Origin of the sequence: Thalassobius sp. MITS945101, from assembly GCF_047123305.1 — a bacterium.
GTDB lineage: Bacteria > Pseudomonadota > Alphaproteobacteria > Rhodobacterales > Rhodobacteraceae > Thalassobius.
In genome coordinates this window covers 75,405-101,916 of sequence record NZ_CP138918.1, presented here as the reverse complement: position 1 = coordinate 101,916, position 26,512 = coordinate 75,405, and the positions used below count along the sequence as shown (strand labels likewise).

The window sequence follows — 26,512 nt, the reverse complement described above, 5'->3', positions numbered from 1 at the left end:
TTTTGCACCTGAATTGGCCGTTGCCCCATTGTGCCTGCGCCCCCGGCTCCGCTATGAAAAAGAGAAGACGGGCAGGCGTATCAGGCAACGGAGGCAGCCATGCGGCAAGACCACGACACCCCCATCCGTTCCGACGACGCCACTGCGGATGTGCAGCCCCTTGTTGTGAACCCTGACGGCACCACGGAAGGCGACTATGAGCTGTCGCGCAAAGACGTAGCCGCCATTCTGCGGGCGGTGGATCAGGACGATCTGCAGCAGTTGTCCGACCTCCTGGACCCGCTGCACCCGGCCGACATCGCCGACCTTCTGGAACAGCTGAACGCCTATGACCGGCGCCGCCTTGTTAAGCTTTATGACCGCGAGTTTGACGGCGACATCCTGTCCGAATTGGATGAAGCGCTGCGCGAAGAGATCATCGCCGTGCTACGCCCTGACGTTCTGGCCGAGGCTGTGCGTGAGCTGGAAACCGACGATGTTGTGGATCTGGTTGAGGATCTGGATGAGCCGCAGCAAGAAGCGATCCTAGAGGTTCTGGAAGACGCTGACCGGGTTGCGGTGGAACAGGCGCTGGCCTATCCCGAACACTCCGCCGGCCGGCTCATGCAGCGCGAAGTTGTGGCGGCGCCGGAACATTGGACGGTTGGGCAGGCGATTGACTATCTGCGCCGCGCCGAAGCCCTGCCCGAGCAGTTTTACCATGTAATCTTGGTGGATCCGCGGATGCGGCCCCAAGGCAACGTGACGCTGGGCAAGCTGATGTCCGCCCATCGCGAGGTTCTGTTGGCCGACCTGATCGAAGAGGTCTTTGAGGTCATTCCGGTCACCCAGGATGAAGAAGATGTGGCCTATGCTTTTAACCAATACCACCTGATCTCCGCCCCGGTTGTGGACGAGGATGAGCGGCTGGTCGGGGTGATCACCATTGATGATGCAATGGTGGTGCTGGATGAGGAACACGAAGAGGACATTCTGCGCCTGGCCGGTGTGGCCGATGAGGCCAGCCTATCCGACAGCATCATCGCTGCCGCCAAAGGGCGGGCGCTGTGGCTGGGGGTGAACCTCATCACCGCAATCATGGCGTCACTGGTGATCGATATGTTCTCTACCACAATCGACCAGATGGTCGCATTGGCGGTTCTGATGCCGATCGTGGCCTCGATGGGGGGCAATGCGGGCACCCAGACGATGACCGTTGCCGTGCGGGCCCTTGCGACCCGCGACCTGACAGCGCAGAACGCACTGAGGGTGGTCAAACGAGAGGTGTCGGTTGGCATCGTCAACGGGGCGCTATTTGGTTTGGTGATGGCAGGTGTGGCGGTGCTGTGGTTTGGCGTGCCGATGTTGGCTGCGGTCATCGGGCTGGCGATGCTGGGCACGCATATCGCTGCGGCGCTGGGTGGCATTGTGATCCCCATGGCGCTGGATCGTCTAAACATCGACCCGGCGCTGGCCTCGGGGCCATTTGTGACCACGGTCACGGATGTTGTTGGATTTTTTGCCTTTTTGGGGCTCGCGGCGCAGGTATTGCTATGACCGATCTCTCTGAAATCAAAGCAGCGGCGCGGAAATCTGCCTTTGCCCGTCGCAAGGTCGCCCATGGCGCTGGCCTGGTGGGGCGGTCGTCGCTGCTCAGCGAAGTGCTGGCGGGCTACCGCGGCGTTCCCTTGGCGGGCTACATGCCGATCCGCACTGAAATCAGCCCCCTTCCGGCAATGGAAGAGGCCGCCGCACACGGGCTGGTGGGGGTGCCGGTGATCACCGGCGAAGCCCAGCCGCTGCGGTTTTCCCGCTGGGAACCGGATTGCCTGATGAAAGACGGCCCGTTCGGGGCACAAATCCCTGCCGAGGACCGCTTTTTCACCCCTGAAATACTGATCGTGCCGCTGGTCGCCTTTGACCGTGCCGGAAACCGGCTGGGCTATGGCGGCGGCTTTTATGATCGGACTTTGGAAAAGCTGCGCGCCGAAGGTCCATGCCTCGCGATTGGCTTTGCCTACGGCGCGCAGGAGGCTGAAACCCTGCCGCTGGAACCGACAGATCAGCCCCTCGATTTGATCGTGACTGAGGCGGAAATTCTCAATTTTTAAGGGACTTACCCGACATCGCTGCCAGCAGATGCGCCTCAGCTTCACGTAAGTGGCGGATCAAATGTTGAACGGCCGTTTCGATGCCGCCTGCCTGGACCGCCTCTACCATCAAGTGATGGTCCGACAGCCAGTCGGGCGTGCGTTCGGGCAAGGCGCTATACGCGGCGATCTGGATCTGGCAGGCGATCCGCAAACCCTCAATCATCGCAATCTGCCGGCCGCGCCCTGCCGGTGCATAGAGCGCTGCATGAAACATCCGGTCGCCTTCCGCCCAATCCGGCCTCAAGGCTTCCAGATCCGAGCGCCTCAAAGCATAGTGCAGCTTTTCCAATGACTTAACATCGTGTCGCGGGGTCGCGCGACGCAGCACATCGGCCTCCAGCATCACCCTCAGATCAAAGGCTTCCCGGATTTCCACCTCTGTCATCGCAACGACATGTGCCCCCTTGTTTGGGGTCAAAACCACCAAGCCGTCTATCGCCAATAGGGCTAGGGCATCCCGCACAGGTATCCTGCTCGCGCCATAAAGCTTGGCGAGGTCTTCCTGCTTCAGTTTTTCGCCAGGTTGAAACGCACCCCGCAACAGGGCGGTTTTTACCTGATCCGCAATGACCTTTGCCTGCATCTGGTCTACCCAATCTACATTATGTATACATGTATACATTGGTGATTCTGAAAACTCCAGAGGGCTCCATGGCAAAAGCGACGGCACAACAGCATGATTATACGGCGCAGGTTACCTGGACGGGAAACACCGGTGCAGGCACCGCGCACTACCGCGCCTACCAGCGACGCTGGCAAGTGCAGACCCCGGGAAAGCCTGTCATTGAGTGTTCAAATGATCCGATGCTGGGGGGCGATCCGACGCTCCACAATCCCGAAGACATGCTGCTTGCGGCGCTCTCGGCCTGTCATATGTTGTGGTTTCTGCATCTCGCCTCCGAAGCAGGTGTGGTGGTTACCAGCTACAGCGATAACCCGATCGGCGTCGGCTACTGTGAGCCAAACGGAGCAGGCCGCTTCCTCTCCGCAACGCTCCACCCCGAAATCACCTTGGCGTCGGGCTCCGACCCGGCAGCGGCAGACGCCCTGCACGCCCGCATTCACGATGTCTGCTTTATTGCCCGTTCCGTGGCGTTTCCTGTTACCTGTTCCGCCACATATGTTGTGGAATAGGGCAAGTTAACCATTGTTACGGGGCGATTCACCGCTTCCCCTCTTGTCATGCCGCTGTCGCGGGCCTAGGCAGAGCTTATGAAGATACTCTTTCTTGGCGATGTAATGGGGCGTGCCGGACGGCGCGCGGTGACCGAAAAGCTGCCGAAACTCCGTGAGGAATGGCGGTTGGATTTCGTGGTGGTCAATGGCGAAAACGCCAGCAACGGGATGGGGCTGTCTGGCGAACATGCCAAGGCCCTGCTGGAGGCTGGTGCCGATTGCATCACCTTGGGCGATCATGCGTTTGACCAGAAGGACATGCTGCAATTTATCGAACAGGAGCCGCGTATCATCCGGCCCCTGAACTTTGCCAAAGGCGCACCCGGTCGGGGGCATCGGGTGTTTTCGGACCGCCGAGGGCGCAAGATTCTTGTCACCCAGATTTTGGGAAATGTCTTTATGAAACGGGCATTTGACGATCCATTCTCTGCGGCCGATGCGGTTCTGCGGCAGCATGTTCTGGGGGGCGCGGTACAGGCCGCTCTGGTGGATATGCACTGTGAAGCCACCAGTGAGAAAATGGGCATGGGGCATTATTGCGATGGCCGCGCCAGCGTGGTTGTGGGGACCCACACCCATATCCCAACAGGGGACGCTCAGATCCTGAACGGTGGGACCGCATACCTGACGGATGCCGGTATGTGCGGCGATTACAACAGCGTGATTGGCATGGAAAAGACTGAGCCCATGCGCCGTTTTGTGACAGGGATGCCGAAATCCCGCTTCACCCCTGCGCTGGGGGAGGCCACCCTCTCGGGCGTTTATGTTGAGACCGATGACCGCACCGGTCTGGCGACAACGGTGAAGATGATCCGCCAAGGTGGGCGGTTGGAGCAAGCGGCCCCTTAATACAGATTAACCTCCAGCGGTTTCTGGTTAACTTGTTTCCTGACAGGGCTTTGCCCGTAAAATGCCTCTTGTTGGGCGCGCGTTCCTGCGCGAAACTGCCGGAGACAAGACACGGCTGGACGGCTTACGCCGATGATCTCCAGCGTTAACGGGCGGAGTTACATGGCGTTATTCGAGTTGTCGCAAACCGGCGAAGCGCTGCTGAGCCTTGCCGTTGTTCTTGGCATGTTTGCCCTATTTATCAAAGAGTTGTTCCCCACCGAGGTGGTCGCCATCTTTGGGGTTGCGACTTTGCTGGCGATGGGGCTGTTGCCCTATGACGCGGCTTTGGCGGTTTTGTCGAACCCTGCGCCCTGGACCATTGCAACCATGTTCATCGTGATGGGGGCCCTAGTGCGCACCGGCGCGCTTGCTGCGTTCACCGATATGGCGGACAAGGCAGGGCGCACAAATCCCAAACTGGCGATTGGGGTCTTGATGACCTTTGTGGTGTTGGCCTCTGCGATCATGAACAACACACCTGTTGTGGTTGTGATGATTCCCGTGTTTGTCCAACTGGGGCGGACAATGGGGGTCTCGGCCTCGAAAATGCTGATTCCGCTGTCTTATGCGGCCATTATCGGGGGCACCTTAACCCTGATCGGGACCTCTACCAACCTGTTGGTTGACGGGGTTGCGCGGTCTCAAGGCCTTGAAGGGTTTGGGATTTTTGAGGTTACCCCGCTCGCCGTAGTGCTTGTGACCTGGGGGATGATCTACCTCTATTTCTTTGGCCGAAAGTTGCTGCCGGAGCGAACAACAATGGCGTCGATGCTGTCGGACCGTTCCAAGATGAAATTCTTCACCGAAGCTGTCATTCCCCCTGAATCGAACCTGATCGGGCGCGAGGTGACAGGGGTGCAGCTGTTCAAGCGTGAAGGTGTGCGTCTGGTCGACGTGGTGCGCGGTGATCGTTCGTTGCGCCGCAATATGAAAGACGTGGTTCTGCAGGTTGGCGACCGTGTTGTGCTGCGGACTCAGATGACCGAGTTGCTCAGTCTGCAACGCAATAAGAGTTTGAAAAGGCTGGATCAAGTGGGCGCGGTGGAGACATCGACCGTTGAGGTTCTGATCACGCCAGGTTGCAAAATGGTGGGCCGGGCCTTGGGATCGATGCGTCTGCGCCGTCGCTACGGTGTGTACCCGTTGGCGCTGCACCGACGGAACCAGAACATCAGCGGCCAGCTCGATGAACAGGTGGTGCGCGTGGGCGACACCTTGCTGTTGGAAGGTGCGCCAGAGGACGTTCAGCGTCTGGCATCTGACATGGACATGGTCGATGTAACCCAACCTTCCGTCAAGGCCTACAGGCGTGGCCATGCTCCTCTTGCGGTTGCAACGCTTCTGGCTCTTGTCGGGCTTGGGGCGCTGGGAGTGGCCCCTCTGTTTCATCTGTCGGTGATTGGTGTTGCGATCGTTTTGGTCAGCCGTTGTATCGACAGCGAAGAAGCCTTTTCCTTCATCGAAGGGCGCCTTCTGGCGTTGATTTTTGCCATGCTTGCCATCGGAGTGTCATTGCAGCACACCGGCGCTGTTGCTTTGATTGTTGACGTTATCGCGCCCTATTTGCAGCAATTGCCGCCGTTCCTGATTGTCTGGGCCATCTACGTTCTGACCTCTTTGTTAACCGAGATGGTGTCCAACAATGCGGTTGCGGTGGTTGTGACCCCGATCGCCATGGGGCTGGCGTCTGCGATGGGGCTGGACCCGCGGCCGCTGGTGATCGCCGTCATGGTGGCGGCCTCCTGTAGTTTCGCTACGCCCATTGGCTATCAGACCAATATGCTGGTCTATGGGCCGGGCGGCTACAAATTTACCGATTTCCTTAAAGTTGGTGTGCCGCTGAACATTACGATGGGTCTCTTGGCATCGGCGCTGATCCCGGTGATCTGGCCATTGTAAGAAATAACCTGCAAAACAAGGGCGTTTGCGTGTCTGGCAGGCTTGCAGCCCCATACAGCCCTCCTTTATAGACGTTTGCAACAGGTATTAATGAACGGAGGGTGCCATGGCTGGCCACTCAAAATGGGCGAACATTCAGCACCGTAAGGGCCGTCAGGACGCCGCCCGGTCCAAGCTGTTTTCGAAACTTTCGAAGGAAATTACCGTGGCGGCCAAGATGGGCGACCCGGATCCTGAGAAAAACCCGCGCCTGCGCCTGGCGGTGAAAGAAGCCAAAAGCCAATCGGTTCCCAAGGACGTGATTGAGCGCGCGATCAAGAAATCGGCCGCTGGCGAAGGCGACGATTACGAAGAGATCCGTTATGAAGGCTACGGTCCCAATGGGGTGGCGGTCATCGTCGAAGCGATGACGGACAACCGGAACCGAACCGCCTCGACCGTGCGTTCCACATTTACCAAAAATGGGGGCAACCTCGGCGAAACCGGGTCGGTGGGCTTTATGTTCGACCGCAAAGGTGAGGTGGCCTACCAGGTCGATATTGGCGATGCAGACACCGTGATGATGGCGGCCATTGAGGCCGGAGCAGAAGATGTTGAAAGCACTGAAGAGGGGCATTTGATCTATTGTGCCGACAGCGATCTGCATGAAGTCTCCGGCGCTCTGGAGGCCGAGCTGGGAGAGTCGGAATCGACCAAGCTGGTGTGGAAGCCGACCACAACAACCGAGCTGGATCTGGAAGGGATGCAGAAGCTGATGAAGCTTGTGGATGCGCTTGAAGATGACGATGACGTGCAGCGTGTCACCACGAACTTCGAAGCCTCTGATGAGGTTATGAACCAGCTCTGATTAGCCGAGTTTCCGTTTTCTGAGCTTCCAGCGGCGTCCTTCGGGGCGCCGCTTTTGCATTCAGGTACTTTAAAGTGCCCTTACAGGCGCGACCGCAGCCTGTCGTGCGTGCTTGAACTTTACATATCTCCACATTTCTTGCGAAAAATTTGGCTTTCTGGGGATGGGTTGTTGAATATGCAATATTTCCCGTCAGCGCCGCAGGTTGCGGTGTCCAATGGGTTTGAGAAACCATTTGATTGTAGAATGCTAGGCATTCTCTTGGAAAGGGATGCGATGAAGCACCGTTTTAGAGAGTTTCTACGAAAGGATCTCGTCAATTTTGAGGTTTTGTGGACAACTTGTGGATAACTTTGCCTGTGGATAACTTCTGAAGAAGAGCAGGGCTCCCGCAGAAATTCAACTCGCAACCTGTGGATAAGTCTGTGGGTAAACATGTTAATTAATTGAAAATGCGCAGGTTTTTATGAAAGGCCTATTTCATCGAACGCCGTGAGATATCCACAATCGACTCAGTGAGGCCGCTCAATCCGTCTTTCAGGAGACGCGGATACTGCCAGAACAACGGCACCGGCAAGTCACACCCTTCAACCAGCCTCTGGACCCGCCCGTCTGCCAGATAAGGTTCCACAAGGCCCTGTGGATTAAGTCCCCAGCCCATGCCAAGAATGGCAGCGTCGATGAAGCCCTGTGTGGATGGAATCTGCTGAATATGACCTCTGTGGATAACATTGAAATTCTTTTTAATCCAAGAGTGTTGTAGTGCATCTTTGTTGTTGAAAACTAGCATGGGCGCCTTAGGCAGACTGGAGTTATCCACACCCTTCGGGAAGTGTTTTTCGACGAATTCGGGACTTGCGATTGGGGCATACATCATTGTTCCGAGTGAAATGCTGTCACAGCCCTGAGGTGGCTTCTCTTTTGCTGTCACAACGGCGCTCACTTCCCCGCGTTCCAGCCAGGCAGCAGAGTGATCCTGATCATCAACCACGATCTCGAACTGCATATCCGGGTGACGCGCAAGGGCTTCAAGAACCCAGGTCGCCAGACTGTCTGCATTCACCGCAATGCGGAGCCGGTGCGGCGCCTTTGGCGCTGTTTGGGTCACTCTTGATTCCAGCAGGGCCACCTCGCTGAGGTGGCGGGCCAGTTTATGGCCGGTGTCGGTTCCCTCACAGGGTTGCCCACGTTTGATAAGCGGTGTGCCGATGTGTTCTTCGAGGGATTTGATACGTTGCGAAACGGCAGATTGCGTCACATGCAATTGCTGCGCAGCCGCGTCAAAGCTGCCGGTTTGAATGACCGCGGCCAGCGCTTTGAGTTGTGTGTAGTTTAGCATAAGAGAATCTTATTTGAGTTAATTATTGTTAATTCGACTAATGCTCTGGCGAGCGTTAGTCAAATGTCAAGGATTAGGAGATTGACTGTGGAAACTGCGATTGCTGGCTTTGGACTTGGGTTGTCGCTAATCGTCGCCATTGGGGCGCAGAATGCGTTTGTGTTGCGTCAGGGCCTGTCGGGGCAGCACATATTGCCGATTGTCTTGGTCTGTGCGTTCAGCGACGCGCTGTTGATTGCTGTTGGTGTCGCGGGATTCGGCATTCTGGTCCAGCAGGTCCCGTTGCTGGAGCCGGTGATGCGCTATGGCGGTGCGGCGTTTTTGCTTTGGTACGGCGCGCGGTCGTTTCGTGCGGCTTGGAAGGGTGGCGCCGCGATGGCGAAGGGTAGATCCAGCGCGCCTGGCCTCTTCAGTGCATTGGTGACCTGTGTGCTGTTCACATGGGCCAACCCACATGTCTACCTGGACACGGTGGTGCTATTGGGCTCTGTCGCCTCTCAGTACGACGACAAGCTGTCTTTTGGTGCAGGGGCGGTTCTGGCGAGCTTTGTGTTCTTTTTTGCATTGGGGTATGGCGCGCGGCTGCTTGCGCCTCTGTTTGAGAAGCCACGCGCCTGGCAGGTGCTGGACGTCGGGATTGGAGGCATCATGTGGGCGATTGCGCTGTCGCTGTTAACCCAAGGGTAACTCTAATCGTGTAGCAGAAATGGAAAAGGGGCGCAGTAGCGCCCCTTCACCTGCCGAAAGGAGATTGATTACCGATGTAACCCACGGGGATCCAGCAGCCGTTCCAGAACGCCCTGAGGGGTGATTTGACCGATCACTTGCCCGTTCTCGATCACGGCGACGGGCCCGCTGCGGGTATGATGCATAACCTCACGAATATCGCTGTCAGGCGCGAGGGTCATGGCATGATCGCCGGAGGCCTCTTCCATGACATCCCGGGCACAAAGCACACCAAGCGGGTTCATATGGGCCACAAAATCAGCGACATACTCCGTTGCGGGATTGGTGAAAATCTGCTGAGGGGTGCCACATTGTACAATGCGGCCACCCTCCATGATGGCGATGCGATTGCCAATTTTGAACGCTTCGTCGAGGTCGTGGCTGACGAAGATAATGGTCCGATGTAGTTTTTCCTGCAGTTCCAGCAACTCGTCCTGCAGACGGGTGCGGATCAGCGGGTCCAGCGCTGAAAAGGGCTCATCCATCAAGAGGATCGGGGCATCTGTGGCAAACGCCCGGGCGAGGCCAACACGTTGCTGCATGCCGCCCGACAGATCGGAAACTTTTCGGTCGCCCCAGTCAGAAAGGCCCACAAGCGCCAACTGTTCATCGGTTTTCTCAAGCCGTTCCGCCTTGGACATGCCCGCAAGCTCTAGGCCAAGCCAGACATTTTCCCGAACCGTGCGCCAGGGGAGTAGGCCAAATTGCTGAAACACCATCGCGACATCATGTTGGCGAATGTCACGCAGGGTTTTGCTGTTGGTTTGGGTAATGTTAACCAAACCGTTATGTGTGGCCACCGAAACCCCACCGCGTACAACCGGGTTGAGGCCGTTGACAGCGCGCAGCAGAGTGGATTTTCCGGAGCCGGAAAGTCCCATCAGAACAAGGATTTCCCCCTTGTCGACGCTGAGGGTACAGTTGTGGACCCCAAGCACCTGCTGAGTGGATTTCTGGATCTCGGCCCGGCTTTGACCCTGATCCATCAGCGGCAGGGCGGCCTCTGGTTTGTCGCCAAAAACGATGGAAACATTGTCAAAAACAACAGCGTGATTTTCGGATTGGCTCATTTTTTGCGGACCTCCAGCATGATGCGCAGCACGGTTGCGAGCGCCACAATGACAAATCCGGATTCAAAACCCAGATCAGGTTTCATCCGGTTCAACCCGTTCAGCACAGGTTGACCCAGACCGCCGGCGCCGACCAGGGTGGCAATCACAACCATCGACAGCGAGAGCATAATGGTCTGGTTCAGGCCCACCATGATCTGCGGGAAGGCAGAGGGGATCTCGACCTTGATCAGACGTTGCATCGGGGTGGCGCCAAAGGCGGTTGCAGCCTCATTCAAAGCCACGGGCGTTGAGGAAATACCGAGGTATGTCAATCGGATAGGTGCAGGGATGGCAAAGATCATCGTGGCGATCAATCCGGGTACCTGGCCAAGGCCAAAGAAGATAACCGCAGGGATCAGATAGACAAATGTCGGCAGCGTCTGCATCAGGTCCAGCACCGGTTCCAGCGCTGAGTAGACCCATTTGCGCCGCGCCGCAAGGATGCCGATTGGGATGCCGATGCCCATGCAAACGATGCAGGACACCAGGATCAGCGTCAGGGTCTCAATGGTGCGGTCCCAGTAGCCCTGGTTCAGGATGAACAGCATCCCCAGCGCCACCACGATGCATTTTTTCCAACTGCGTTGCAGGATCCAGGTCAGGACGATGAACAGTAGAGTGGTGACGATCGGGCCAAGCCCTTCAAGGCCGGCTTCGACCCCGCCGATCAGCCCGTCAAGCGCATCGGCCAGCAGATCAAAGAACCCGCTGGCATTGTCGGTCAGCCAGTTGACAGCCGCCTCAGAGGCGTCGCCAACCGGGATTTTGTAGTTTGTTATCCAGTCCATCATCAATGCTTTGGGTTGAGGGCCATGGCGAGGCCGGAGAAGATCAGGAAGCCGCCAACGCCTCGGTTGAGGCGGTGCAGCCGGATGGGGGTCAGGGCGCGCGACAGCAGTCGGCCCGCGCCGGCGGAGAGGGCAACGGCCAAGAGTTCGAGGCCGAGGAACAGTAGGCCGAGTGTGACAAACTGTCCGGCGACAGGGGCGTCAAAATCGACAAATTGTGGGAAGAAAGCGGTGAAAATCGCAATCGCCTTCGGATTGCCGAGTGCAATAAGGAAATCGCGTTTTGCCAATAAGGTCAGTCTGTTGTCCTGTGCCTGCGTGGTCTGGGGGGCGGGCGCACGCCAGAGCTTCCAGCCGACCCAGATCAGATAGGCAGCCCCAAACCAGGCCACCAGCCGAAAGGCCATTTCCGACGCCGCCAGCACGGCCCCTAGGCCAAGCGCGACCAGCGCAATCATTGCGGCAAAAGCGGGCAAGCGGCCCATGCCGCCTGCCACAGCGGGCCAGAAGCCAAGCCGGGAAGCATTGGCAAACGCCAGCAGGTTGTTTGGGCCCGGCGCGGCGTTTAGCGCAAAACAGGCCGGGATAAACAACGCAAGTGCGGTCAGGGTCATTGGCATCGGGCTCCTCCTCCCTTTGCAAGTGGCCACCAAGGGCACAAAAGCCTCCCCAAGCTGCAGCTGGGGAGGCTCTTGTCATTTCAAGCGCTTAGAGGCCCAGAGCCGTCTTCACAGCGCCCATTGCGTCGCCACCGTCTTTGGTGGTGACGCCGTCCAGCCAGCCGTCCAGCGCGCCGGGGTTGGCCTTCAGCCAGGCACTTGCCGCGGCATTGGGCTCTTCGCCGTCATCCAGGATGGCACCCATGATTTCGTTTTCCATCGCCAGCGAAAAGGCGAGGTTTTCCATCATCTTACCCACATTGGGGCATTCGCTGACATAGCCTTGACGCACGTTGGTGTTCACAATGGCGCCGCCCAGGTTGGGGCCAAAGAACTCATCGCCACCGGTCAGGTAGGACATGTCAAAATTGGCGTTCATCGGGTGCGGTTCCCAGCCGAGGAAAACAATCGGCTCTTCCTTACGCACGGCGCGCGACACCTGTGCCAGCATGCCCTGTTCCGAGCTCTCAACTACTTCGAAGCCCTCGAGGCCAAAGGAATCACCGTCGATCATCTCCATGATCAGGCGGTTGCCGTCGTTGCCGGGCTCAATGCCGTAGATCTTGCCGTCCAGCGCATCGCGCTGGGCTGCGATATCGGCGAAATCCTTGATGCCCAGATCCGCAGCCGCCTTGTTGACCGCGAGGGTGTATTTGGCACCTTCCAGATTGGGACGGACAATTTCGACCGTGCCGGCCTCATAGTAGGGCGCAATGTCGGCGATCATGGTGGGCATCCAGTTGCCCAGGAAAATGTCGACGTCACCAGCCGCCATCGAGGCATAGGTGACCGGAACCGACAGAACCTTGATGTCAGTTTCATAGCCCAGAGCGTCTAGCACCACAGTGGTGGCGGCGGTGGTTGCGGTGATGTCGGTCCAGCCAACATCGGAGAAAGTGACCTTGCCGCAATCGGCCAAGGCGGGCGTTGCAGCCAGCAGGGCCAACGCGGAAAGAGTAGTCTTAAGGGTCATTCTGACCTCCCCGTTTTTCTTGATTGACGAGTCAATAAAAAACAAATTAGCTTTATCTGGCAAGAAAATTTGATGGAAATCGATGCCAAAGCTAGGAATGGAGCCTATACGGCGCGCTGCGCTGGTGAAAGCGACAATCGCGGAAATTGGGGAAACGGGCACTTTGGATGTGACCGTCAGCCAGATCGCGAAACGGGCAGGCATGTCTTCGGCTCTGGCGCACCATTACTTTGGAAACAAAGAACAAATCTTCCTTGCAGCGATGCGTCACACGCTGGCGGTCTATGCCGCAGAAGTGCGCGGCGCACTGGGCATGGCCTCCTCGCCTTTGGGGCGGGTTGAGGCGATTGTGAAATCCAGTTTCAGCCAGTCAAATTTTCGCTCCGAAGTGGTGGCGGCCTGGCTCAATTTCTACGTTCTGGCCCAGGTTTCAGACGAAGCACGGCGGCTTTTGAACGTGTACCAGACCCGGCTGCGGTCGAATCTGCGTCACTCTTTGCGCCCCATTGTTGGGGCTCAGGCGCCCGAGGTGGCGGAGCGGATCGCCGCTATGATTGACGGCGCCTACCTGAAGCAATCGCTCGGCGGGGGGCAAACCGAACAGGGCGAAGCTGTCAGGCTGGTGATGGACAGTTTTGCCAAGGATGTCGTGCGCGCCTGAGCAAAGGCCGCAGCGAGAAAAGCACAGAAACAGATGAACCGGCTTCCTCCGCCACAGGATGAGGCCACATTTTCCGAGAGGGAAGCCAATGACGATGAAATTCCAGCCTGCGGGCAGCCACTTTGTAAACGGGCGCTATGTCGAAGACACGGCCGGCGCGGTGATTGATGTGATCTACCCGGCCACCGGTGAGGTGATCGCGCAGGTGCATGAGGCAACCGAAGCGGTGATTGAGGATGCCATCACCAGCGGCTTGGCTGCGCAGAAAGCCTGGGCTGCCATGTCAGGCACCGAAAGGGGCCGCATTTTACGGCGGGCGGCGGATATCCTGCGCGAGCGGAACCACGAACTATCGGTTCTGGAAACCCATGACACGGGCAAGCCTTTGCAAGAAACGCTGGTAGCGGATGCCACGTCTGGTGCGGATGCGCTGGAATATTTCGGCGGTCTGGCAGGCAGCCTGACCGGTGAACATATTGCCTTGGGCGATGGTAATTTTGCCTACACGATGCGCGAAGCGCTGGGGTTGTGTGTCGGGATCGGCGCCTGGAACTATCCAACGCAGATCGCCTGCTGGAAGGGCGCGCCTGCGCTGGCTTGCGGCAATGCGATGATCTTTAAGCCGTCCGAGACCACGCCATTGTCCGCGCTGAAGGTGGCGGAGATCCTGCATGAGGCGGGGCTGCCGGCCGGGCTTTACAATGTGGTGCAGGGCACCGGCAGGGTTGGCGGGCCGCTGGTCACCGATCCGCGGGTCAACAAAGTGTCGCTGACCGGCTCTGTCCCCACCGGGCGCAAGGTTTACGCAGCAGCTGCCGAAGGCATGAAACATGTCACGATGGAGCTGGGCGGCAAATCCCCGCTGGTGATCTTTGATGACGCCGATCTGGACAGCGCTGTTAGCGGCGCGATCAACGCCAATTTCTATTCCACCGGTCAGGTCTGTTCCAACGGCACCCGTGTTTTTGTGCAGAAAGGCATCAAAGAAGCCTTCCTTGCCCGGCTGAGCGAACGTCTGAAGGGCGCCAAGATGGGTGATCCGTTGGATGAAACCGTGAACTTCGGCCCGATGGTGTCTGAGGCGCAGATCAGCATTGTCGAGCGTTACGTCGCCAAAGGCCAGGACGAGGGCGCACGTCTGGTCACCGGTGGCAAACGGCTGGATCAGGACGGCTATTGGATTGAACCCACGGTCTTTGCCGATGTCACCGACGATATGGTGGTTGCTCGCGAAGAGATCTTTGGCCCGGTGATGTGTGTGCTGGACTTTGACGATGAGGATGAGGTGCTGGCCCGTGCCAATGACACCGAATTTGGTCTGGCGGCGGGTGTGTTTACTGCCGATCTGAGGCGCGCGCACCGGATGGTGGCGGGCTTTGAGGCTGGCACCTGTTTCATCAACTCCTACAACGACGCGCCGGTTGAGGTGCCATTTGGTGGCTCCAAGATGTCCGGCGTGGGGCGTGAAAACGCCAAGACCGCCATCAACCACTACAGCGAGTTGAAATCGGTCTTTGTGCGTCTTGACGCCTGCGAAGCGGCGTTCTGATTTGTGAACCGGGCAGGGGAAAACCCTGCCCATCGCCCCGATGCCTGACCCAAAGGGCAGGGGCCTCATCTGTTTCTGGAGAAGAAAAATGGAAGCGGATTTTGTAATTGTTGGCGCAGGCTCTGCAGGCTGCGCAATGGCCTATCGGCTGAGCGAGGCAGGCGCCTCGGTCATTGTGATTGAACACGGCGGCACCGATGCTGGGCCCTTCATCCAGATGCCGGCCGCGCTGAGCTACCCGATGAACATGAGCCTCTATGACTGGGGCTACATGTCAGAGCCAGAGCCGCACCTGGGCAACCGCAAGCTGGTCTGCCCGCGGGGCAAGGTGATCGGCGGGTCCTCTTCGATCAACGGCATGGTCTATGTCCGTGGCCACGCCCATGACTTTGACCATTGGCGCGATCAGGGCGCAGACGGTTGGGGCTATGCGGATGTGTTGCCCTATTACAAACGAATGGAAAGCTGGCATGACAGCGGCCATGGCGGCAATCCCGACTGGCGCGGCAAAGACGGCCCGATGCATGTCACCCGTGGTCCGCGCGACAACCCATTGCACGCGGCCTTTGTGAATGCAGGTCGTCAGGCGGGCTATCCGGTGACCGAGGATTACAACGGCGAGCAGCAAGAGGGTTTCGGCCCGATGGAGCAGACCGTTTGGAAGGGCCGGCGCTGGTCTGCGGCCAACGCCTATATGCGCCCCGCGCTTGAACGCGACAACTGCGAGATCGTGCGCGGTCTTGCCTGCCGTGTGGTGATCGAAAATGGCCGCGCCACCGGGGTGGAAATCAAACGGGGTGGTAAAAAAGAGATCATCTCGGCTCGCCGCGAAGTGGTTCTCGCGGCTTCCTCGCTGAACTCGCCCAAGTTGCTGATGTTGTCGGGGATTGGCCCGGCGCAGCATCTGGCGGAGCATGGTATCGAGGTGGTGGCGGATCGCCCCGGTGTGGGGGCCAACCTGCAAGACCATCTGGAGGTCTATTTCCAGATCGCCGCCAGCCAGCCGATCACGCTCTATAAATACTGGCCTTTGGTCCGTAAAGCGATGGTTGGGGCGCAGTGGCTGTTCACCAAAACCGGTCTGGGGGCGTCCAACCAGTTTGAAAGCGCGGCCTTTATCCGTTCGAAACCGGGGATCGATTACCCCGATATCCAGTATCACTTCCTGCCGCTTGCCGTGCGTTACGATGGCAAAGCCGCCGCCGAAGGTCATGGTTTCCAGGCCCATGTCGGGCCGATGCGATCGGAAAGTCGGGGCAATGTGACCCTGCGCTCCGCAGATCCCGAAGCTGCACCTGTGATCCGCTTCAATTACATGAGCGAGGAAAGCGACTGGGCGGACTTCCGTCAGTGTCTGCGCCTGACACGGGAGCTGTTTGAGCAGGAGGCGTTTAAACCCTTCGTCAAACATGAGATCCAGCCGGGCAAGGATCTGGTCACCGATGATGAACTGGACAGCTTCATCCGTGAACACGCCGAAAGCGCCTATCACCCCTGCGGCACCTGCCGAATGGGGCGTGCGGATGATCCGCTGGCCGTGGTTGACCCTGAGGCACGGGTGATCGGGGTTGAAGGGCTGCGGGTCGCTGACAGCTCAATCTTCCCGCGGATCACCAATGGCAACCTGAATGCGCCATCGATCATGGTGGGGGAAAAGGTCTCGGACAAACTGCTGGGACGCACGCCCCTTGCTTCGGACAATGCCGCGCCTTGGGTGAATCCAAACTGGCAAACCGCGCAGCGCTAAGAGCGCGGGTAAGGGCTTCGCCCTTTGCGGGCCTCATGAAGGCCCGCATTCACCCAGAGTATTTCAGGATCATTGAAAGCGCGTCCCCAAGGGGCGCGTTTTTTGGTTTTACGGGCGCCGGGTTTGATCGGGGTCAAAGTTGCGGGCTTGGGCAGGCGGTAGAGTCGGGCGCAAGACAAGGTAAGGAGAAACGCAATGTCGAACACACCCCATGAACTGGCTGAGGAATTCCCCGAACTGGCAGAGAAAATGTCGGCACTGAAGGTGTCGGATGCGCATTTTGCCAAACTGGCCGAGGAGTATCACACCCTGAACCGTGCCGTGCATCGTGCCGAAACCAATGTGGAGCCGGTGGAGCAGCTGGTGGAGGCCGATATGCGCAAGAAGCGCGCGGCGCTGAAGGATGAGATTTACAGCTATCTGAAAGAGACCGCCTGATCCGGCGTGGGGATCGGGCCTCGTTCAGATTGACAGAAGGGCGGCTTTCGGGCCGCCCTTTTTTAATCCACCTTATAGGGCAGCAACTCGCGCCGGTTGGCGTTGATGGTCAGGCGGCGTTCCAGCGGCGGTACAGAGCGTTGGTGACAGTTCTGGCGTTCGCAGATCCGACAGGAAATGCCGATCGGCTCAAAGGCGGAAGGGGTGTTCAGGTCCAACCCGTCGGCATAGACCAGATCGGCGGCATGGCGCACCTCGCAGCCCAGAGAAATGGCAAAGCGGCGCACCGGCGCGCCGAAGCTGCCGCCCCATTTCGACACATCCCGTGCCAGGCTGATGTAACGGACGCCATCCGGGGTTTCGGCCAGTTGGCGCAGGAAGCGTCCGGGCGTTTCAAAGGCGCGGTGCACGTTCCACAGCGGGCAGGCGCCGCCGAAACGGGCAAATTGCAGCCGTGTGGCCGAATGGCGTTTGGTGATGGTGCCGGCCTGATCCACCCGCACAAAGAAGAAGGGGATGCCTTTGGCGCCGGGGCGTTGCAGGGTGGACAGCCGATGGGCAATCTGTTCGATCGAGGCCCCAAACCGGTGGGACAGCAGTTCCAGATCGTGCCGGGTTGCCTGCGCCTCGGCCAGGAAATCGCCATAGGGCATCAGGGCCGCGCCCGCAAAATAGTTGGCGAGGCCGATTTTGGCGATGGAGCGGGCTTCCTCGGACTGGAAACGGGCCAGATCCAGCGTGGCCTCCAGCAGTTTGTCCTGTTGCAGCAGGGCAATCTGCAGCAGCAGCTGGAAGGTCTGGGTCTCCGGAGCGGTGCGCGAGGACATGGTGAGCGTGCGGCTGTCGGCGTCAAAATGGCGGACTGGGGCGCTGTCGTTGAAATTCACCTTCAACCCTGCGGATTTCAGCGATTTCAGCGCATGTAGACGGATGCCGCCTGGGCCCGCGCCCTGGGCAAAATGTTCGGCCGCGCGGTCCACGGCGTCGATGTAGTTGTCGCAATAGTGGAAGAAATCGCGCACCTCTTCCCAGGGGCTTTGCTGGCTGCCGCGATCCTCCCGTCCCAGCGCTTCATCCAGTGAGGCCAGACGTTCATGGGTTTGCCGGTAAGCTCGGTGCAGGTCCAGAAAGGCCCGTGCCAGCGCGGGTGCGTTTGAGGCGGTCAGCCGCAGATCGGCTAGGGGCGGCATATTGTCGGCAAACAGCGGATCCGCCAGCGCCTCACGCATGTCGGAGACCATCCGTTCGCTGTCCCCGGTGGACAGCTCGGTCACGTCAAAACCGAACTCCTGCGCCAAGGCCAGCACCACCGTGGTCGAGACCGGACGGTTGTTGTTTTCCATCTGGTTCAGATAGGGCAGCGACACGCCCAGTTTGGCGGCAAATTCCTTCTGCGTCAGGGCCAGACGTTGACGGGTTTCGCGCAGTTTTGCACCGGCATAGAGTTTTTGCGTGGCCATGGGCGGCTCCGGATCAGCGGTTTACAGCTTTGCTGATTTCGGATCGTAAGTTTGCAAAGTTGCGGGCGCAAGGGCGCGGCGGGTTTATCCGCCGAGCTTTTTGTCGCGGTAGATCACATAGAGAATGCAGAGCACCGAGAGGGCGGAAACCAGTGTCATCAGGCTCATCAGAGGCAGATCGTTGCTGCTGCCCTCTAATATCACGCCGGCAAAGCCTGACAGCGCTGCACCGCCACCAATCATAATGGTGCTGCCCAGACCCGAGGCGGTGCCCGCCAGATGGGGGCGCACTGACAGCATTCCTGCTGAGGCGTTGGGAATGGTCATGCCATTGCCGATCCCAACAAAGATCATGGCGCCAAAAAAGGTGATGGCGGTGCCATTGCCGGTGAGGCTGAACCCATAGGCGACCAGCAGCCCTCCGGTGACGATCAGCGTGCCGCTGAGCACCATGCGATTGACGCCAAAGCGGGCCGAAAACCGGCCAGAGATGAAGTTGCCAAGGAAATAGCCGATCCCCGGTGTGGCCAGCCACAGGCCCAGCTCTTCGGTGGGGATGTTGAACACTTCGGTGCCCAAATAGGGCCCGCCGCCAAGATAGGCAAAGAACGCGCCGGATCCCAATGCGGTCGCCAAGGCGTAGCCCCAGAACCGGAGTGAGCCAAGGATCTCAGGGTATTCCTTGATCTGTTGTTTCATCGGCGTGCCGGTGTGGCGGGCGGTTTCGCCTTGATCGAACCAGATAAGGGCAAAAACCGCGATGCCACAGATCAGCAGCAGCTCAAACGAGGCCTGCCAGCCGAACCAAGTGTCCAAAACGCCGCCGAGGGCTGGGGCCAACATTGGCACCAGCGACATGCCCATCGTGACGTATCCCATTACCGAGGCCGCTTTGTCCTGCGGATACATGTCGCGCACCACGGCGCGGCTCAGCACAATGGCGACGGCGATCACCGCCTGCAACATGCGGAATGCCATGAAGATCTCGCCCGTTGGGGCCAATACGCAGCCCAATGTCGCCAGGCAGAATAGGCCGGTGCCCCACAGCAGCACAGGGCGGCGTCCGTAGCGGTCTGACAAAGGGCCAACAAACAGCTGCATCGCCGCGTTCACCCCAAGGTAAAGCGCGACCGACAGCTGCATGAAGGCGTAATCGACCTGGTAGTACTCGGCCATGCCGGGCAGCGAAGGCAGGAAGACATTCATCGCCATTGCTGACATGCCTGCCAGCAGGATCAGCGTCGCAATATGCGGCGGAGTGGTCCGGTCAAGGAACCGTACGGCGGGGAAGTGGTTCATCTGTTAAGGGTATTCCGCTATAAATAGGCGAGTCCATAGGGAGTGTATGCCACCTTTGGATTTACGCAACGATAGTTTGCATATTTGCATTTAGCGCGTGCCGCTCTGCCAAGTCTTTGCAAATTTGCCGGTTTCCCCTTTGAGTCGCGCCTTCGCCCCCCTATACCCTTACGCAAACCAGTTAAGGGGACCGCCATGAAAGATATCCTCCAGCAGCTCGAAGATCGCCGTGCAGCCGCCCGTCTGGGTGGCGGTCAGCGCCGCATCGACAGTCAGCACAAAAAAGGCAAACTGACCGCACGGGAACGGATCGAACTGCTGCTTGATGAAGGCAGCTTTGAAGAGTTCGACATGTTCAAAACCCATCGCTGCACCGAGTTCGGCATGGGAAACGACAAGCCAGCGGGCGATGGGGTGATCACCGGCTGGGGCACCATCAATGGCCGTATGGTCTATGTTTTCAGCCAGGACTTCACCGTCTTTGGCGGGTCGCTGTCAGAAACGCACGCGCAGAAGATCTGCAAGATTCAAGAAATGGCGATGCAGAACGGCGCACCGATCATCGGTCTGAACGACTCGGGCGGAGCGCGTATTCAGGAAGGTGTCGACTCGCTGGCTGGCTACGCCGAAGTGTTCCAGCGCAACATTATGGCCTCGGGTGTGGTGCCGCAGATTTCGGTGATCATGGGTCCATGTGCCGGTGGCGCGGTCTATTCGCCCGCGATGACCGACTTTATCTTCATGGTCAAAGACACCTCCTACATGTTTGTGACCGGCCCGGACGTGGTGAAAACCGTGACCAATGAGGTTGTGACCGCCGAAGAACTGGGCGGCGCCTCCACCCATACCAAGAAATCCTCGGTCGCAGATGGGGCTTTTGAAAACGATGTTGAGGCGATGGCCGAAGTGCGCCGTCTGGTCGACTTCCTGCCGCTCAACAACCGCGAAAAGCCGCCGGTGCGCCCGTTCTTTGATGAGCCGGGCCGCATTGAGGACAGCCTTGACACGCTGGTGCCTGAAAACCCCAACACGCCTTACGACATGAAGGAGCTGATCCAGAAGATCGGGGATGAGGGCGACTTCTACGAAATTCAGGAAGACTACGCCAAGAACATCATCACCGGTTTCATCCGTCTGGAAGGTCAGACCGTGGGAGTTGTTGCAAACCAGCCGATGGTTCTGGCCGGCTGTCTGGACATCGATGCCAGCCGCAAAGCCGCCCGTTTCGTGCGTTTCTGCGACTGTTTTGAAATCCCGATCCTGACGCTGGTGGACGTGCCGGGCTTCCTGCCGGGCACCTCGCAGGAATACGGTGGCGTGATCAAACACGGTGCGAAACTGCTGTTCGCCTATGGTGAAGCCACGGTGCCGAAGGTGACCGTGATCACCCGCAAGGCCTATGGTGGGGCTTACGATGTGATGGCGTCGAAACACCTGCGCGGTGATTTCAACTACGCCTGGCCAACCGCGGAAATCGCCGTGATGGGCGCCAAAGGCGCGACCGAGATCATCCACCGCGCCGATCTGGGCGATGCCGAAAAAATCGCGGCCCACACCAAGGACTACGAAGACCGCTTCGCCAACCCCTTCGTGGCGGCCGAACGTGGCTTCATCGATGAGGTGATCCAGCCGAAATCGACCCGTCGCCGTGTCTCCCGCGCCTTTGCGTCCTTGCGCAACAAGCAGCTGAAAAACCCGTGGAAAAAACACGACAACATCCCGCTGTAAACCTTTGGTCGCCGATCTAACGGCGGCCAAGCTTTGCCCCCTCATGGCAGTAACCGCCCGCGACAAGGACATCTCAATGACCCGCCGCAATTGGCATATCCTCTCTGATGGTGACGCGCTGGTGCTGGCGCGGCGCGTACCGGTGCGTATGGATTTTGCGGCCAGCGTTGATTTTCCTGCTTGCAACCGCTTGCTGCTTGCGCAACAGATCCGTCAGGACCTCTGGCGCAGGCTGCAACGGCTCAAGGGGTTTTCGCCCATTGTCCGCATTTCGCGGGACGGGGACCGGTTGCAAGTCACGGCAGGTGGTCAGGTTGACGGGGCCATTCCCGCCGGCCTGAGCGATCAGGTCGCAGAGATTCTGTCGACACCCGCCCTGCGCCAACGATGGATTGCCCATGCGGCCCGCACCCGAAAGGGGCAGGATGATGCGTAGGGCGATCAGAGATACCGTCGCGCTCGGGGGCATCCTTTGTTGGATCGGCGCGGCCACGGCGGCAGGGCAAGAGGAGGCCCTTGCCGCTGTGCCCTCCGGTTTGACGCTTGCCTTGATGGATCAACGTATTGAGCCGCAGTCTGACGGCTCTGATTGGGCGCGCTTCCGCTTTCTGGCGCCAGCGTTGGCCACTGGCGTGAGCTACGATGCGGTGGAGGGGGATTTCGCCCATCTCTGCACCGAATATGCCCTCCCCGACCTCAAGGATCGGGGCGCCGAGGTGGCGCAGGTGGTGATCTCGCTCAGCTCCAAGGAGCTGGAGTTCGGTGAGACCCAGCCCGACATCATCCAGTTTTTCGAAGCTTTCCGGGTCGAAAACGGCCTCTGCATCTGGGAGGCTTTCTGATGTCTCTACAATATGTTGCGGCCTTTAGGCCGGATCGGCGGGAACTTGCGACTTTGGCGTCACAGGCCCGCAAACCGCGCAATAGCGCGTATGAATCACCTGGTGTTTCCTTTATGATTGCGTCTGGTGGCCTTCGGGCTGCTCAATCCCTTTTTGAGGGGCAGGTTGGGGCAACGTCCCCGCTTTCGTTGAGTGAAACGGACAGGAGCATTACATGCAGAACAAATTCAAAGCCTTCCTCGCGCTGGGCCTCGTGGCCGCGCTGGCAGCCTGCGCACAGCCGGCAGAAGAAGAATACATTGTGGTCGAGCCCGAGCCAATCTCGGTTGAGCCCGTCTACAACGGCAAATACAACTAACGTAGGCTTTCGCCTCGTATCTCAGGAACAGGCCGCGGGTCGGCCTGTTCCGGTCAGCCCGCGCCCCTTCAAGCAAGGGAGCAGACCATGCTAAAACATCGCGGGTTTCCGGGCCGTATGCCCAGCACCGATTATCAATTCACCATCCGCCGCGCGAATCCGAAAGGGGCCACCCCTCTGACGGCACGCGAACGTTACCGCGACCGCCGTCCGCCGGACCGCCGCGCCGACATCGCCTTTGTGAAGGCGCTGTGGGAACATTTTGGCGACCAGCCGTTTGAACGCGGCAATCTGGACGCTGGCCGGTTGAGCTGGCTCTTTGGCCGTGAAGTCACCGCGGTGGACGATCCGTTTGATCCCGAAAGCTATGAGGCGCTTCTGGTCTTGAACGAAGCCAAAGCCCGCGCCGCGTTTCCGGACGCCTTTGAGGACTGATCGGCATGTTTCTGCGCAGCCATATCCAACTTGGGCGGGAAGCGGCCCAAAATCGCAGCGGCCAGCGCTTGTGCTTGGCCGAGGCTGCGGGATGCGGCAGCGTGGCGACAGTAGTGACCGCCCCCTATGGTGCCGACGGGCACAACAACATGCGGGGCACCGCTTGTGTAACAAGCCATTACCCTTCCCCATCTGGACGGATGGCCTCTCCCCAGGGACATCCGTCCACTTTTTTTCCAGTAGATCACGCCGTGACATCGGCCGCTCGGCAGACTGCCGCGCAAACCGACCTGCGGATCTGTACGCCCTTGGCAAACAGGGCGAAATGCGATGAAACTGCGCTCAGAACAACAAAACTGAGAGGCAGATCATGCAAACGAAACTCTGGATTCTGGCAGCGGCCACGGCTTTCTGCCTGTCGGCTTGTGGCGACAACATGGGCGAGCGCGCCCTCATCGGCGCAGGCGCCGGTGTTGCAACCGCCGCTGTCCTTGACGGCGACCTCGGCTCGGCAGCGGTGCTGGGTGCCGCTGGCAATGTCGCCTATTGCGAAATCTATCCGTCACGCTGCTAAGCCAGCGCGGACATCGCTGATCTTCGGGTCAGACAGAGAATTGAACCCCATCGCGGCCTCGGGCTGCGGTGGGGTTTTTGTTGCCATGTGTCAGAGTGGCCTCCGCTCTGGCGAAATATCGGAAGGGACGAAAGATGTTCAATAAGATCCTGATCGCGAACCGGGGTGAGATCGCCTGCCGCGTCATGAAAACTGCCCGCAAGATGGGCATCAAGACCGTGGCGATCTATTCGGAAGCGGACAAGCAGGCGCTGCATGTGAAAATGGCGGATGAAGCCATCCACATCGGTCCGCCGCCTGCGAACCAGTCCTATATCGTGATCGACAAGGTGATGGACGCCATTCGTCAATCGGGTGCCGAAGCGGTGCACCCCGGTTACGGTTTCCTGTCCGAAAATGCCAAATTCGCCGAGGCGCTGGCCGCCGAAGGTGTTGCATTTGTTGGCCCGCCTAAAGGTGCGATTGAAAGCATGGGCGACAAGATCACCTCGAAGAAAATTGCTCAAGAGGCCGGCGTGTCCACCGTTCCCGGCTATATGGGGCTGATCGAGGACGCCGAAGAAGCGGTGAAGATCTCCAACGAAGTTGGCTATCCGGTGATGATCAAAGCCTCGGCCGGTGGCGGTGGCAAAGGCATGCGGATTGCCTGGAATGACGACGAGGCGCGCGAAGGCTTCCAGTCGTCCAAAAACGAGGCAGCGAACAGCTTCGGCGATGACCGGATCTTTATTGAGAAATTCGTCACCCAGCCGCGCCACATCGAAATTCAGGTGCTCTGCGATGCCCATGGCAACGGAATCTACCTGAATGAACGCGAATGTTCGATCCAGCGCCGGAACCAGAAGGTTGTGGAAGAAGCGCCGTCGCCCTTCCTGGACGAAGCGACCCGCAAAGCCATGGGCGAACAGTCCGTCGCGCTGGCCAAGGCGGTGGGCTACACTTCAGCAGGCACCGTGGAATTCATTGTCGACGGCGACAAGAACTTCTACTTCCTCGAGATGAACACCCGTCTGCAGGTGGAACATCCTGTGACCGAGCTGATCACCGGTGTGGATCTGGTGGAACAGATGATCCGCGTCGCCAACGGCGAGCCGCTGTCGATCACGCAGGATGACGTGCAGATTAACGGCTGGGCCATTGAAAATCGCGTTTATGCCGAAGATCCCTATCGCAACTTCCTGCCGTCGATTGGCCGCCTGACCCGCTATCGCCCGCCGGCGGAAATTGCCGCGGGTCCGATGCAGGACAATGGCAAATGGGCCGATGACGCCAGCGTTGGTGAAGGCTTTGCCGTGCGCAACGACACCGGCGTCTTTGAGGGTGGCGAGATCTCGATGTACTATGACCCGATGATCGCCAAACTCTGCACCTGGGCGCCAACCCGCGGTGAGGCGATTGAGGCCATGCGCAACGCGCTGGACGGGTTCGAGTTGGAAGGCATCGGCCACAACCTGCCCTTCGTCAGCGCTGTGATGGACCATCCGAAATTCATCAGCGGTGAAATGACCACCGCCTTCATCGCCGAGGAATATCCCGAAGGTTTCGAAGGTGTGGATCTGCCGGACGCGGCGCTGAAACGCGTTGCCGCGGCCTGTTCTGCGATGCACCGTGTTGCCGAAATCCGCCGCACCCGTGTCTCGGGCCGGATGGACAACCACGAACGCCGCGTCGGTACCGATTGGGTTGTGACCCTGCAAGGTGTTGAGTTTGCGGTTCAAATCGATGCGGATCACGAAGGTTCCACCGTGAAGTTTGCCGATGGCAGCAGCCTGCGCGTGGCCTCGGACTGGACGCCGGGGGATCAACTGGCAGAGCTGACGGTGGGTGGTGAAACACTGGTCTTGAAAGTTGGCAAAATCTCGGGCGGGTTCCGCATCCGCAGCCGTGGTGCCGACCTGAAGGTCCACGTGCGCACCCCGCGTCAGGCCGAACTGGCCAAGCTGATGCCGGAAAAACTGCCGCCGGACACTTCGAAAATGCTGCTCTGCCCGATGCCGGGTCTGATTGTGAAAGTCGACGTGGACGTGGGTGACGAAGTGCAGGAAGGCCAGGCGCTCTGCACCGTTGAGGCGATGAAGATGGAAAACATCCTGCGCGCCGAGAAAAAAGCTGTGGTCAAGAAAATCAACGCGGCCGCAGGCGACAGCCTGGCCGTGGATGATGTGATCATCGAGTTCGAATAAGTAGATGCTGGGCATGGTTCCATACCCTGCCTGCGGCCTGTCCGCAGGTGGCGCCATCCCTTATCGGGGTGGCCGTTACTCCTTGCCCAGTTCGACCCGGATTTCCTGCTGCCGCGTGGGCCATTTGTCGATGGAGCGGGTGATTTCGCGCACGGTCCAGGGGGCGGGTTTGCGCAGTTTGACCTCTCCGTCCTTGTCGATCAACGCCAGCATGAAGCCGCGCGGGCGCAGTTTCTTGCGCAGGGCTGAGCGTTCTTTGGGGGCGGTGTCCAGCAGGATCACCACATCGCGCAGCAGCAGCTCTTCGATGTCGGATTCCAGAAACCGCAGCTGTTCCACAAACCGCGGGTCCGCATCCGCATCGGCGAAGACCACGATGGGCCGCTTGACCCAGAGAAATTCGTCTAGCGTCACCTCCGCGCTGTCCACGAGGGGCAGGGCCGGGGTGTCTGCCACAGGTTCGGTTACAACTTCCGTCACAGGATCTGGCGCTGTTTCCGCCGCGGCGGCCTCTTGCGCCGCCAAAGAGGTGCCACCCAACACGGGCAGCGCCAAAAACGTAAGAATTCCAAACACTCGTCGCATCAAAGCAAGGCCTCCTGTTGTCCAAGATATAGGCATCCTTGGCCCGATTGCGACCGTGAATTGCACAAATCTTGGTGTGCCGCAGTCGGATCGCCTCCGGCAGCTGACCCC

Annotated in this window: 27 protein-coding genes; 18 read left to right on the top strand and 9 right to left on the bottom strand. The window is 59.0% G+C overall.

Features of this window, described 5'->3' with window-relative positions:
- Nucleotides 1-99: 99 nt before the first annotated feature.
- Nucleotides 100-1,536, top strand: coding sequence for a magnesium transporter (gene mgtE / locus SIC14_RS00495; protein WP_412563903.1), 1,437 nt, complete (start codon nt 100-102; stop codon nt 1,534-1,536).
- Nucleotides 1,533-2,090 (top strand): 5-formyltetrahydrofolate cyclo-ligase, encoded by a 558-nt coding sequence (locus SIC14_RS00490; RefSeq protein ID WP_412563902.1) that lies wholly within the window; start codon nt 1,533-1,535, stop codon nt 2,088-2,090. Before mgtE ends, SIC14_RS00490 begins: the two co-directional genes overlap by 4 nt.
- Here the strand turns inward: SIC14_RS00490 and SIC14_RS00485 are convergent.
- Nucleotides 2,080-2,715 (bottom strand): GntR family transcriptional regulator, encoded by a 636-nt coding sequence (locus tag SIC14_RS00485; RefSeq protein ID WP_412563901.1) that lies wholly within the window; start codon nt 2,713-2,715, stop codon nt 2,080-2,082. The two genes, SIC14_RS00490 and SIC14_RS00485, sit on opposite strands and share 11 nt — an antisense overlap.
- Nucleotides 2,716-2,783: 68 nt before the next feature.
- Between SIC14_RS00485 and SIC14_RS00480 the strand changes: the two genes are divergently transcribed.
- From SIC14_RS00480 to SIC14_RS00465, 4 genes are all read left to right on the top strand, one after another.
- Entirely contained in the window at nt 2,784-3,266 is a 483-nt protein-coding gene (locus SIC14_RS00480) for an OsmC family protein (protein ID WP_412563900.1), read from the top strand.
- A 78-nt stretch (nt 3,267-3,344) separates the two neighbouring features.
- Nucleotides 3,345-4,157 (top strand): TIGR00282 family metallophosphoesterase, encoded by an 813-nt coding sequence (locus tag SIC14_RS00475; RefSeq protein WP_412563899.1) that lies wholly within the window; start codon nt 3,345-3,347, stop codon nt 4,155-4,157.
- Nucleotides 4,158-4,319: 162 nt separating this feature from the next.
- A complete protein-coding gene (locus SIC14_RS00470) occupies nt 4,320-6,098 on the top strand; it encodes an SLC13 family permease (protein ID WP_412563898.1) in 1,779 nt (592 codons plus the stop codon).
- A 106-nt stretch (nt 6,099-6,204) separates the two neighbouring features.
- A complete protein-coding gene (locus SIC14_RS00465) occupies nt 6,205-6,945 on the top strand; it encodes a YebC/PmpR family DNA-binding transcriptional regulator (RefSeq protein WP_412563897.1) in 741 nt (246 codons plus the stop codon).
- A gap of 475 nt (nt 6,946-7,420) precedes the next feature.
- Here the strand turns inward: SIC14_RS00465 and SIC14_RS00460 are convergent, their stop codons facing one another.
- Complete coding sequence (locus SIC14_RS00460) at nt 7,421-8,284, bottom strand: LysR family transcriptional regulator ArgP (protein WP_412563896.1); 864 nt, start codon at nt 8,282-8,284, stop codon at nt 7,421-7,423.
- An 87-nt stretch (nt 8,285-8,371) separates the two neighbouring features.
- On the opposite strand from SIC14_RS00460, the gene SIC14_RS00455 reads away from it, so the two are divergent.
- Nucleotides 8,372-8,971 carry a LysE/ArgO family amino acid transporter gene (locus SIC14_RS00455; RefSeq protein WP_412565913.1) on the top strand — a complete coding sequence of 200 codons (600 nt, stop codon included), beginning with the start codon at nt 8,372-8,374 and terminating at the stop codon, nt 8,969-8,971.
- Nucleotides 8,972-9,039: 68 nt separating this feature from the next.
- Here SIC14_RS00455 and choV read toward each other — a convergent pair whose 3' ends face one another.
- The 4 genes from choV to SIC14_RS00435 form a co-directional block, all read right to left on the bottom strand.
- Nucleotides 9,040-10,080, bottom strand: coding sequence for a choline ABC transporter ATP-binding protein (gene choV / locus SIC14_RS00450; RefSeq protein ID WP_412563895.1), 1,041 nt, complete (start codon nt 10,078-10,080; stop codon nt 9,040-9,042).
- Complete coding sequence (choW, locus tag SIC14_RS00445; RefSeq protein ID WP_412563894.1) at nt 10,077-10,910, bottom strand: choline ABC transporter permease subunit; 834 nt, start codon at nt 10,908-10,910, stop codon at nt 10,077-10,079. Before choW ends, choV begins: the two co-directional genes overlap by 4 nt.
- A gap of 2 nt (nt 10,911-10,912) precedes the next feature.
- Nucleotides 10,913-11,530 (bottom strand): LysE family translocator, encoded by a 618-nt coding sequence (locus tag SIC14_RS00440; RefSeq protein ID WP_412563893.1) that lies wholly within the window; start codon nt 11,528-11,530, stop codon nt 10,913-10,915.
- Nucleotides 11,531-11,618: 88 nt separating this feature from the next.
- Nucleotides 11,619-12,542, bottom strand: a complete 924-nt coding sequence (locus SIC14_RS00435) for a choline ABC transporter substrate-binding protein (protein ID WP_412563892.1) — start codon at nt 12,540-12,542, stop codon at nt 11,619-11,621.
- 82 nt (nt 12,543-12,624) lie between these two features.
- On the opposite strand from SIC14_RS00435, the gene betI reads away from it, so the two are divergent.
- From betI to SIC14_RS00415, 4 genes are all read left to right on the top strand, one after another.
- Complete coding sequence (gene betI, locus SIC14_RS00430) at nt 12,625-13,203, top strand: choline-responsive transcriptional repressor BetI (RefSeq protein WP_412563891.1); 579 nt, start codon at nt 12,625-12,627, stop codon at nt 13,201-13,203.
- A gap of 88 nt (nt 13,204-13,291) precedes the next feature.
- Nucleotides 13,292-14,752 carry a betaine-aldehyde dehydrogenase gene (betB, locus tag SIC14_RS00425; protein ID WP_412563890.1) on the top strand — a complete coding sequence of 487 codons (1,461 nt, stop codon included), beginning with the start codon at nt 13,292-13,294 and terminating at the stop codon, nt 14,750-14,752.
- 88 nt (nt 14,753-14,840) lie between these two features.
- Nucleotides 14,841-16,499, top strand: a complete 1,659-nt coding sequence (gene betA, locus SIC14_RS00420) for a choline dehydrogenase (RefSeq protein ID WP_412563889.1) — start codon at nt 14,841-14,843, stop codon at nt 16,497-16,499.
- 195 nt (nt 16,500-16,694) lie between these two features.
- Nucleotides 16,695-16,937, top strand: a complete 243-nt coding sequence (locus SIC14_RS00415; protein ID WP_412563888.1) for a YdcH family protein — start codon at nt 16,695-16,697, stop codon at nt 16,935-16,937.
- Between the two features lie 62 nt (nt 16,938-16,999).
- On the opposite strand, the gene SIC14_RS00410 is transcribed toward SIC14_RS00415, so the two are convergent.
- A complete protein-coding gene (locus tag SIC14_RS00410) occupies nt 17,000-18,397 on the bottom strand; it encodes a helix-turn-helix domain-containing protein (protein WP_412563887.1) in 1,398 nt (465 codons plus the stop codon).
- Nucleotides 18,398-18,481: 84 nt separating this feature from the next.
- Entirely contained in the window at nt 18,482-19,696 is a 1,215-nt protein-coding gene (locus SIC14_RS00405; protein ID WP_412563886.1) for a multidrug effflux MFS transporter, read from the bottom strand.
- Nucleotides 19,697-19,891: 195 nt separating this feature from the next.
- Between SIC14_RS00405 and SIC14_RS00400 the strand changes: the two genes are divergently transcribed.
- The 7 genes from SIC14_RS00400 (at nt 19,892) to SIC14_RS00370 (ending at nt 25,816) form a co-directional block, all read left to right on the top strand.
- Entirely contained in the window at nt 19,892-21,424 is a 1,533-nt protein-coding gene (locus SIC14_RS00400; protein WP_412563885.1) for an acyl-CoA carboxylase subunit beta, read from the top strand.
- Between the two features lie 76 nt (nt 21,425-21,500).
- A complete protein-coding gene (locus SIC14_RS00395; protein WP_412563884.1) occupies nt 21,501-21,860 on the top strand; it encodes a hypothetical protein in 360 nt (119 codons plus the stop codon).
- A complete protein-coding gene (locus SIC14_RS00390) occupies nt 21,853-22,266 on the top strand; it encodes a DUF6497 family protein (RefSeq protein ID WP_412563883.1) in 414 nt (137 codons plus the stop codon). Before SIC14_RS00395 ends, SIC14_RS00390 begins: the two co-directional genes overlap by 8 nt.
- Before the next feature lie 214 nt (nt 22,267-22,480).
- Nucleotides 22,481-22,624 (top strand): hypothetical protein, encoded by a 144-nt coding sequence (locus SIC14_RS00385; RefSeq protein ID WP_412563882.1) that lies wholly within the window; start codon nt 22,481-22,483, stop codon nt 22,622-22,624.
- A gap of 87 nt (nt 22,625-22,711) precedes the next feature.
- Nucleotides 22,712-23,059 (top strand): hypothetical protein, encoded by a 348-nt coding sequence (locus SIC14_RS00380; protein ID WP_412563881.1) that lies wholly within the window; start codon nt 22,712-22,714, stop codon nt 23,057-23,059.
- A gap of 370 nt (nt 23,060-23,429) precedes the next feature.
- The gene (locus SIC14_RS00375; RefSeq protein ID WP_412563880.1) at nt 23,430-23,633 is read left to right on the top strand and encodes a hypothetical protein; all 204 of its coding nucleotides are present in this window, start codon (nt 23,430-23,432) and stop codon (nt 23,631-23,633) included.
- A gap of 134 nt (nt 23,634-23,767) precedes the next feature.
- The gene (locus SIC14_RS00370; RefSeq protein ID WP_412563879.1) at nt 23,768-25,816 is read left to right on the top strand and encodes a biotin carboxylase N-terminal domain-containing protein; all 2,049 of its coding nucleotides are present in this window, start codon (nt 23,768-23,770) and stop codon (nt 25,814-25,816) included.
- Between the two features lie 75 nt (nt 25,817-25,891).
- On the opposite strand, the gene SIC14_RS00365 is transcribed toward SIC14_RS00370, so the two are convergent.
- Nucleotides 25,892-26,401 (bottom strand): DUF4174 domain-containing protein, encoded by a 510-nt coding sequence (locus SIC14_RS00365; RefSeq protein ID WP_412563878.1) that lies wholly within the window; start codon nt 26,399-26,401, stop codon nt 25,892-25,894.
- Nucleotides 26,402-26,512: the final 111 nt, after the last annotated feature.

Excerpts from the sequence above, each read along its gene's own strand:
- mgtE (WP_412563903.1), top strand. The coding sequence starts at position 100 with ATGCGGCAAGACCACGACACCCCCATCCGTTCCGACGACGCCACTGCG.
- SIC14_RS00490 (WP_412563902.1), top strand. The coding sequence starts at position 1,533 with ATGACCGATCTCTCTGAAATCAAAGCAGCGGCGCGGAAATCTGCCTTT.
- SIC14_RS00485 (WP_412563901.1), bottom strand. The coding sequence starts at position 2,715 with ATGCAGGCAAAGGTCATTGCGGATCAGGTAAAAACCGCCCTGTTGCGG.
- SIC14_RS00480 (WP_412563900.1), top strand. The coding sequence starts at position 2,784 with ATGGCAAAAGCGACGGCACAACAGCATGATTATACGGCGCAGGTTACC.
- SIC14_RS00475 (WP_412563899.1), top strand. The coding sequence starts at position 3,345 with ATGAAGATACTCTTTCTTGGCGATGTAATGGGGCGTGCCGGACGGCGC.
- SIC14_RS00470 (WP_412563898.1), top strand. The coding sequence starts at position 4,320 with ATGGCGTTATTCGAGTTGTCGCAAACCGGCGAAGCGCTGCTGAGCCTT.
- SIC14_RS00465 (WP_412563897.1), top strand. The coding sequence starts at position 6,205 with ATGGCTGGCCACTCAAAATGGGCGAACATTCAGCACCGTAAGGGCCGT.
- SIC14_RS00460 (WP_412563896.1), bottom strand. The coding sequence starts at position 8,284 with ATGCTAAACTACACACAACTCAAAGCGCTGGCCGCGGTCATTCAAACC.
- choV (WP_412563895.1), bottom strand. The coding sequence starts at position 10,080 with ATGAGCCAATCCGAAAATCACGCTGTTGTTTTTGACAATGTTTCCATC.
- choW (WP_412563894.1), bottom strand. The coding sequence starts at position 10,910 with ATGGACTGGATAACAAACTACAAAATCCCGGTTGGCGACGCCTCTGAG.
- SIC14_RS00440 (WP_412563893.1), bottom strand. The coding sequence starts at position 11,530 with ATGCCAATGACCCTGACCGCACTTGCGTTGTTTATCCCGGCCTGTTTT.
- SIC14_RS00435 (WP_412563892.1), bottom strand. The coding sequence starts at position 12,542 with ATGACCCTTAAGACTACTCTTTCCGCGTTGGCCCTGCTGGCTGCAACG.
- betI (WP_412563891.1), top strand. The coding sequence starts at position 12,625 with ATGCCAAAGCTAGGAATGGAGCCTATACGGCGCGCTGCGCTGGTGAAA.
- betB (WP_412563890.1), top strand. The coding sequence starts at position 13,292 with ATGACGATGAAATTCCAGCCTGCGGGCAGCCACTTTGTAAACGGGCGC.
- betA (WP_412563889.1), top strand. The coding sequence starts at position 14,841 with ATGGAAGCGGATTTTGTAATTGTTGGCGCAGGCTCTGCAGGCTGCGCA.
- SIC14_RS00415 (WP_412563888.1), top strand. The coding sequence starts at position 16,695 with ATGTCGAACACACCCCATGAACTGGCTGAGGAATTCCCCGAACTGGCA.
- SIC14_RS00410 (WP_412563887.1), bottom strand. The coding sequence starts at position 18,397 with ATGGCCACGCAAAAACTCTATGCCGGTGCAAAACTGCGCGAAACCCGT.
- SIC14_RS00405 (WP_412563886.1), bottom strand. The coding sequence starts at position 19,696 with ATGAACCACTTCCCCGCCGTACGGTTCCTTGACCGGACCACTCCGCCG.
- SIC14_RS00400 (WP_412563885.1), top strand. The coding sequence starts at position 19,892 with ATGAAAGATATCCTCCAGCAGCTCGAAGATCGCCGTGCAGCCGCCCGT.
- SIC14_RS00395 (WP_412563884.1), top strand. The coding sequence starts at position 21,501 with ATGACCCGCCGCAATTGGCATATCCTCTCTGATGGTGACGCGCTGGTG.
- SIC14_RS00390 (WP_412563883.1), top strand. The coding sequence starts at position 21,853 with ATGCGTAGGGCGATCAGAGATACCGTCGCGCTCGGGGGCATCCTTTGT.
- SIC14_RS00385 (WP_412563882.1), top strand. The coding sequence starts at position 22,481 with ATGCAGAACAAATTCAAAGCCTTCCTCGCGCTGGGCCTCGTGGCCGCG.
- SIC14_RS00380 (WP_412563881.1), top strand. The coding sequence starts at position 22,712 with ATGCTAAAACATCGCGGGTTTCCGGGCCGTATGCCCAGCACCGATTAT.
- SIC14_RS00375 (WP_412563880.1), top strand. The coding sequence starts at position 23,430 with ATGCAAACGAAACTCTGGATTCTGGCAGCGGCCACGGCTTTCTGCCTG.
- SIC14_RS00370 (WP_412563879.1), top strand. The coding sequence starts at position 23,768 with ATGTTCAATAAGATCCTGATCGCGAACCGGGGTGAGATCGCCTGCCGC.
- SIC14_RS00365 (WP_412563878.1), bottom strand. The coding sequence starts at position 26,401 with ATGCGACGAGTGTTTGGAATTCTTACGTTTTTGGCGCTGCCCGTGTTG.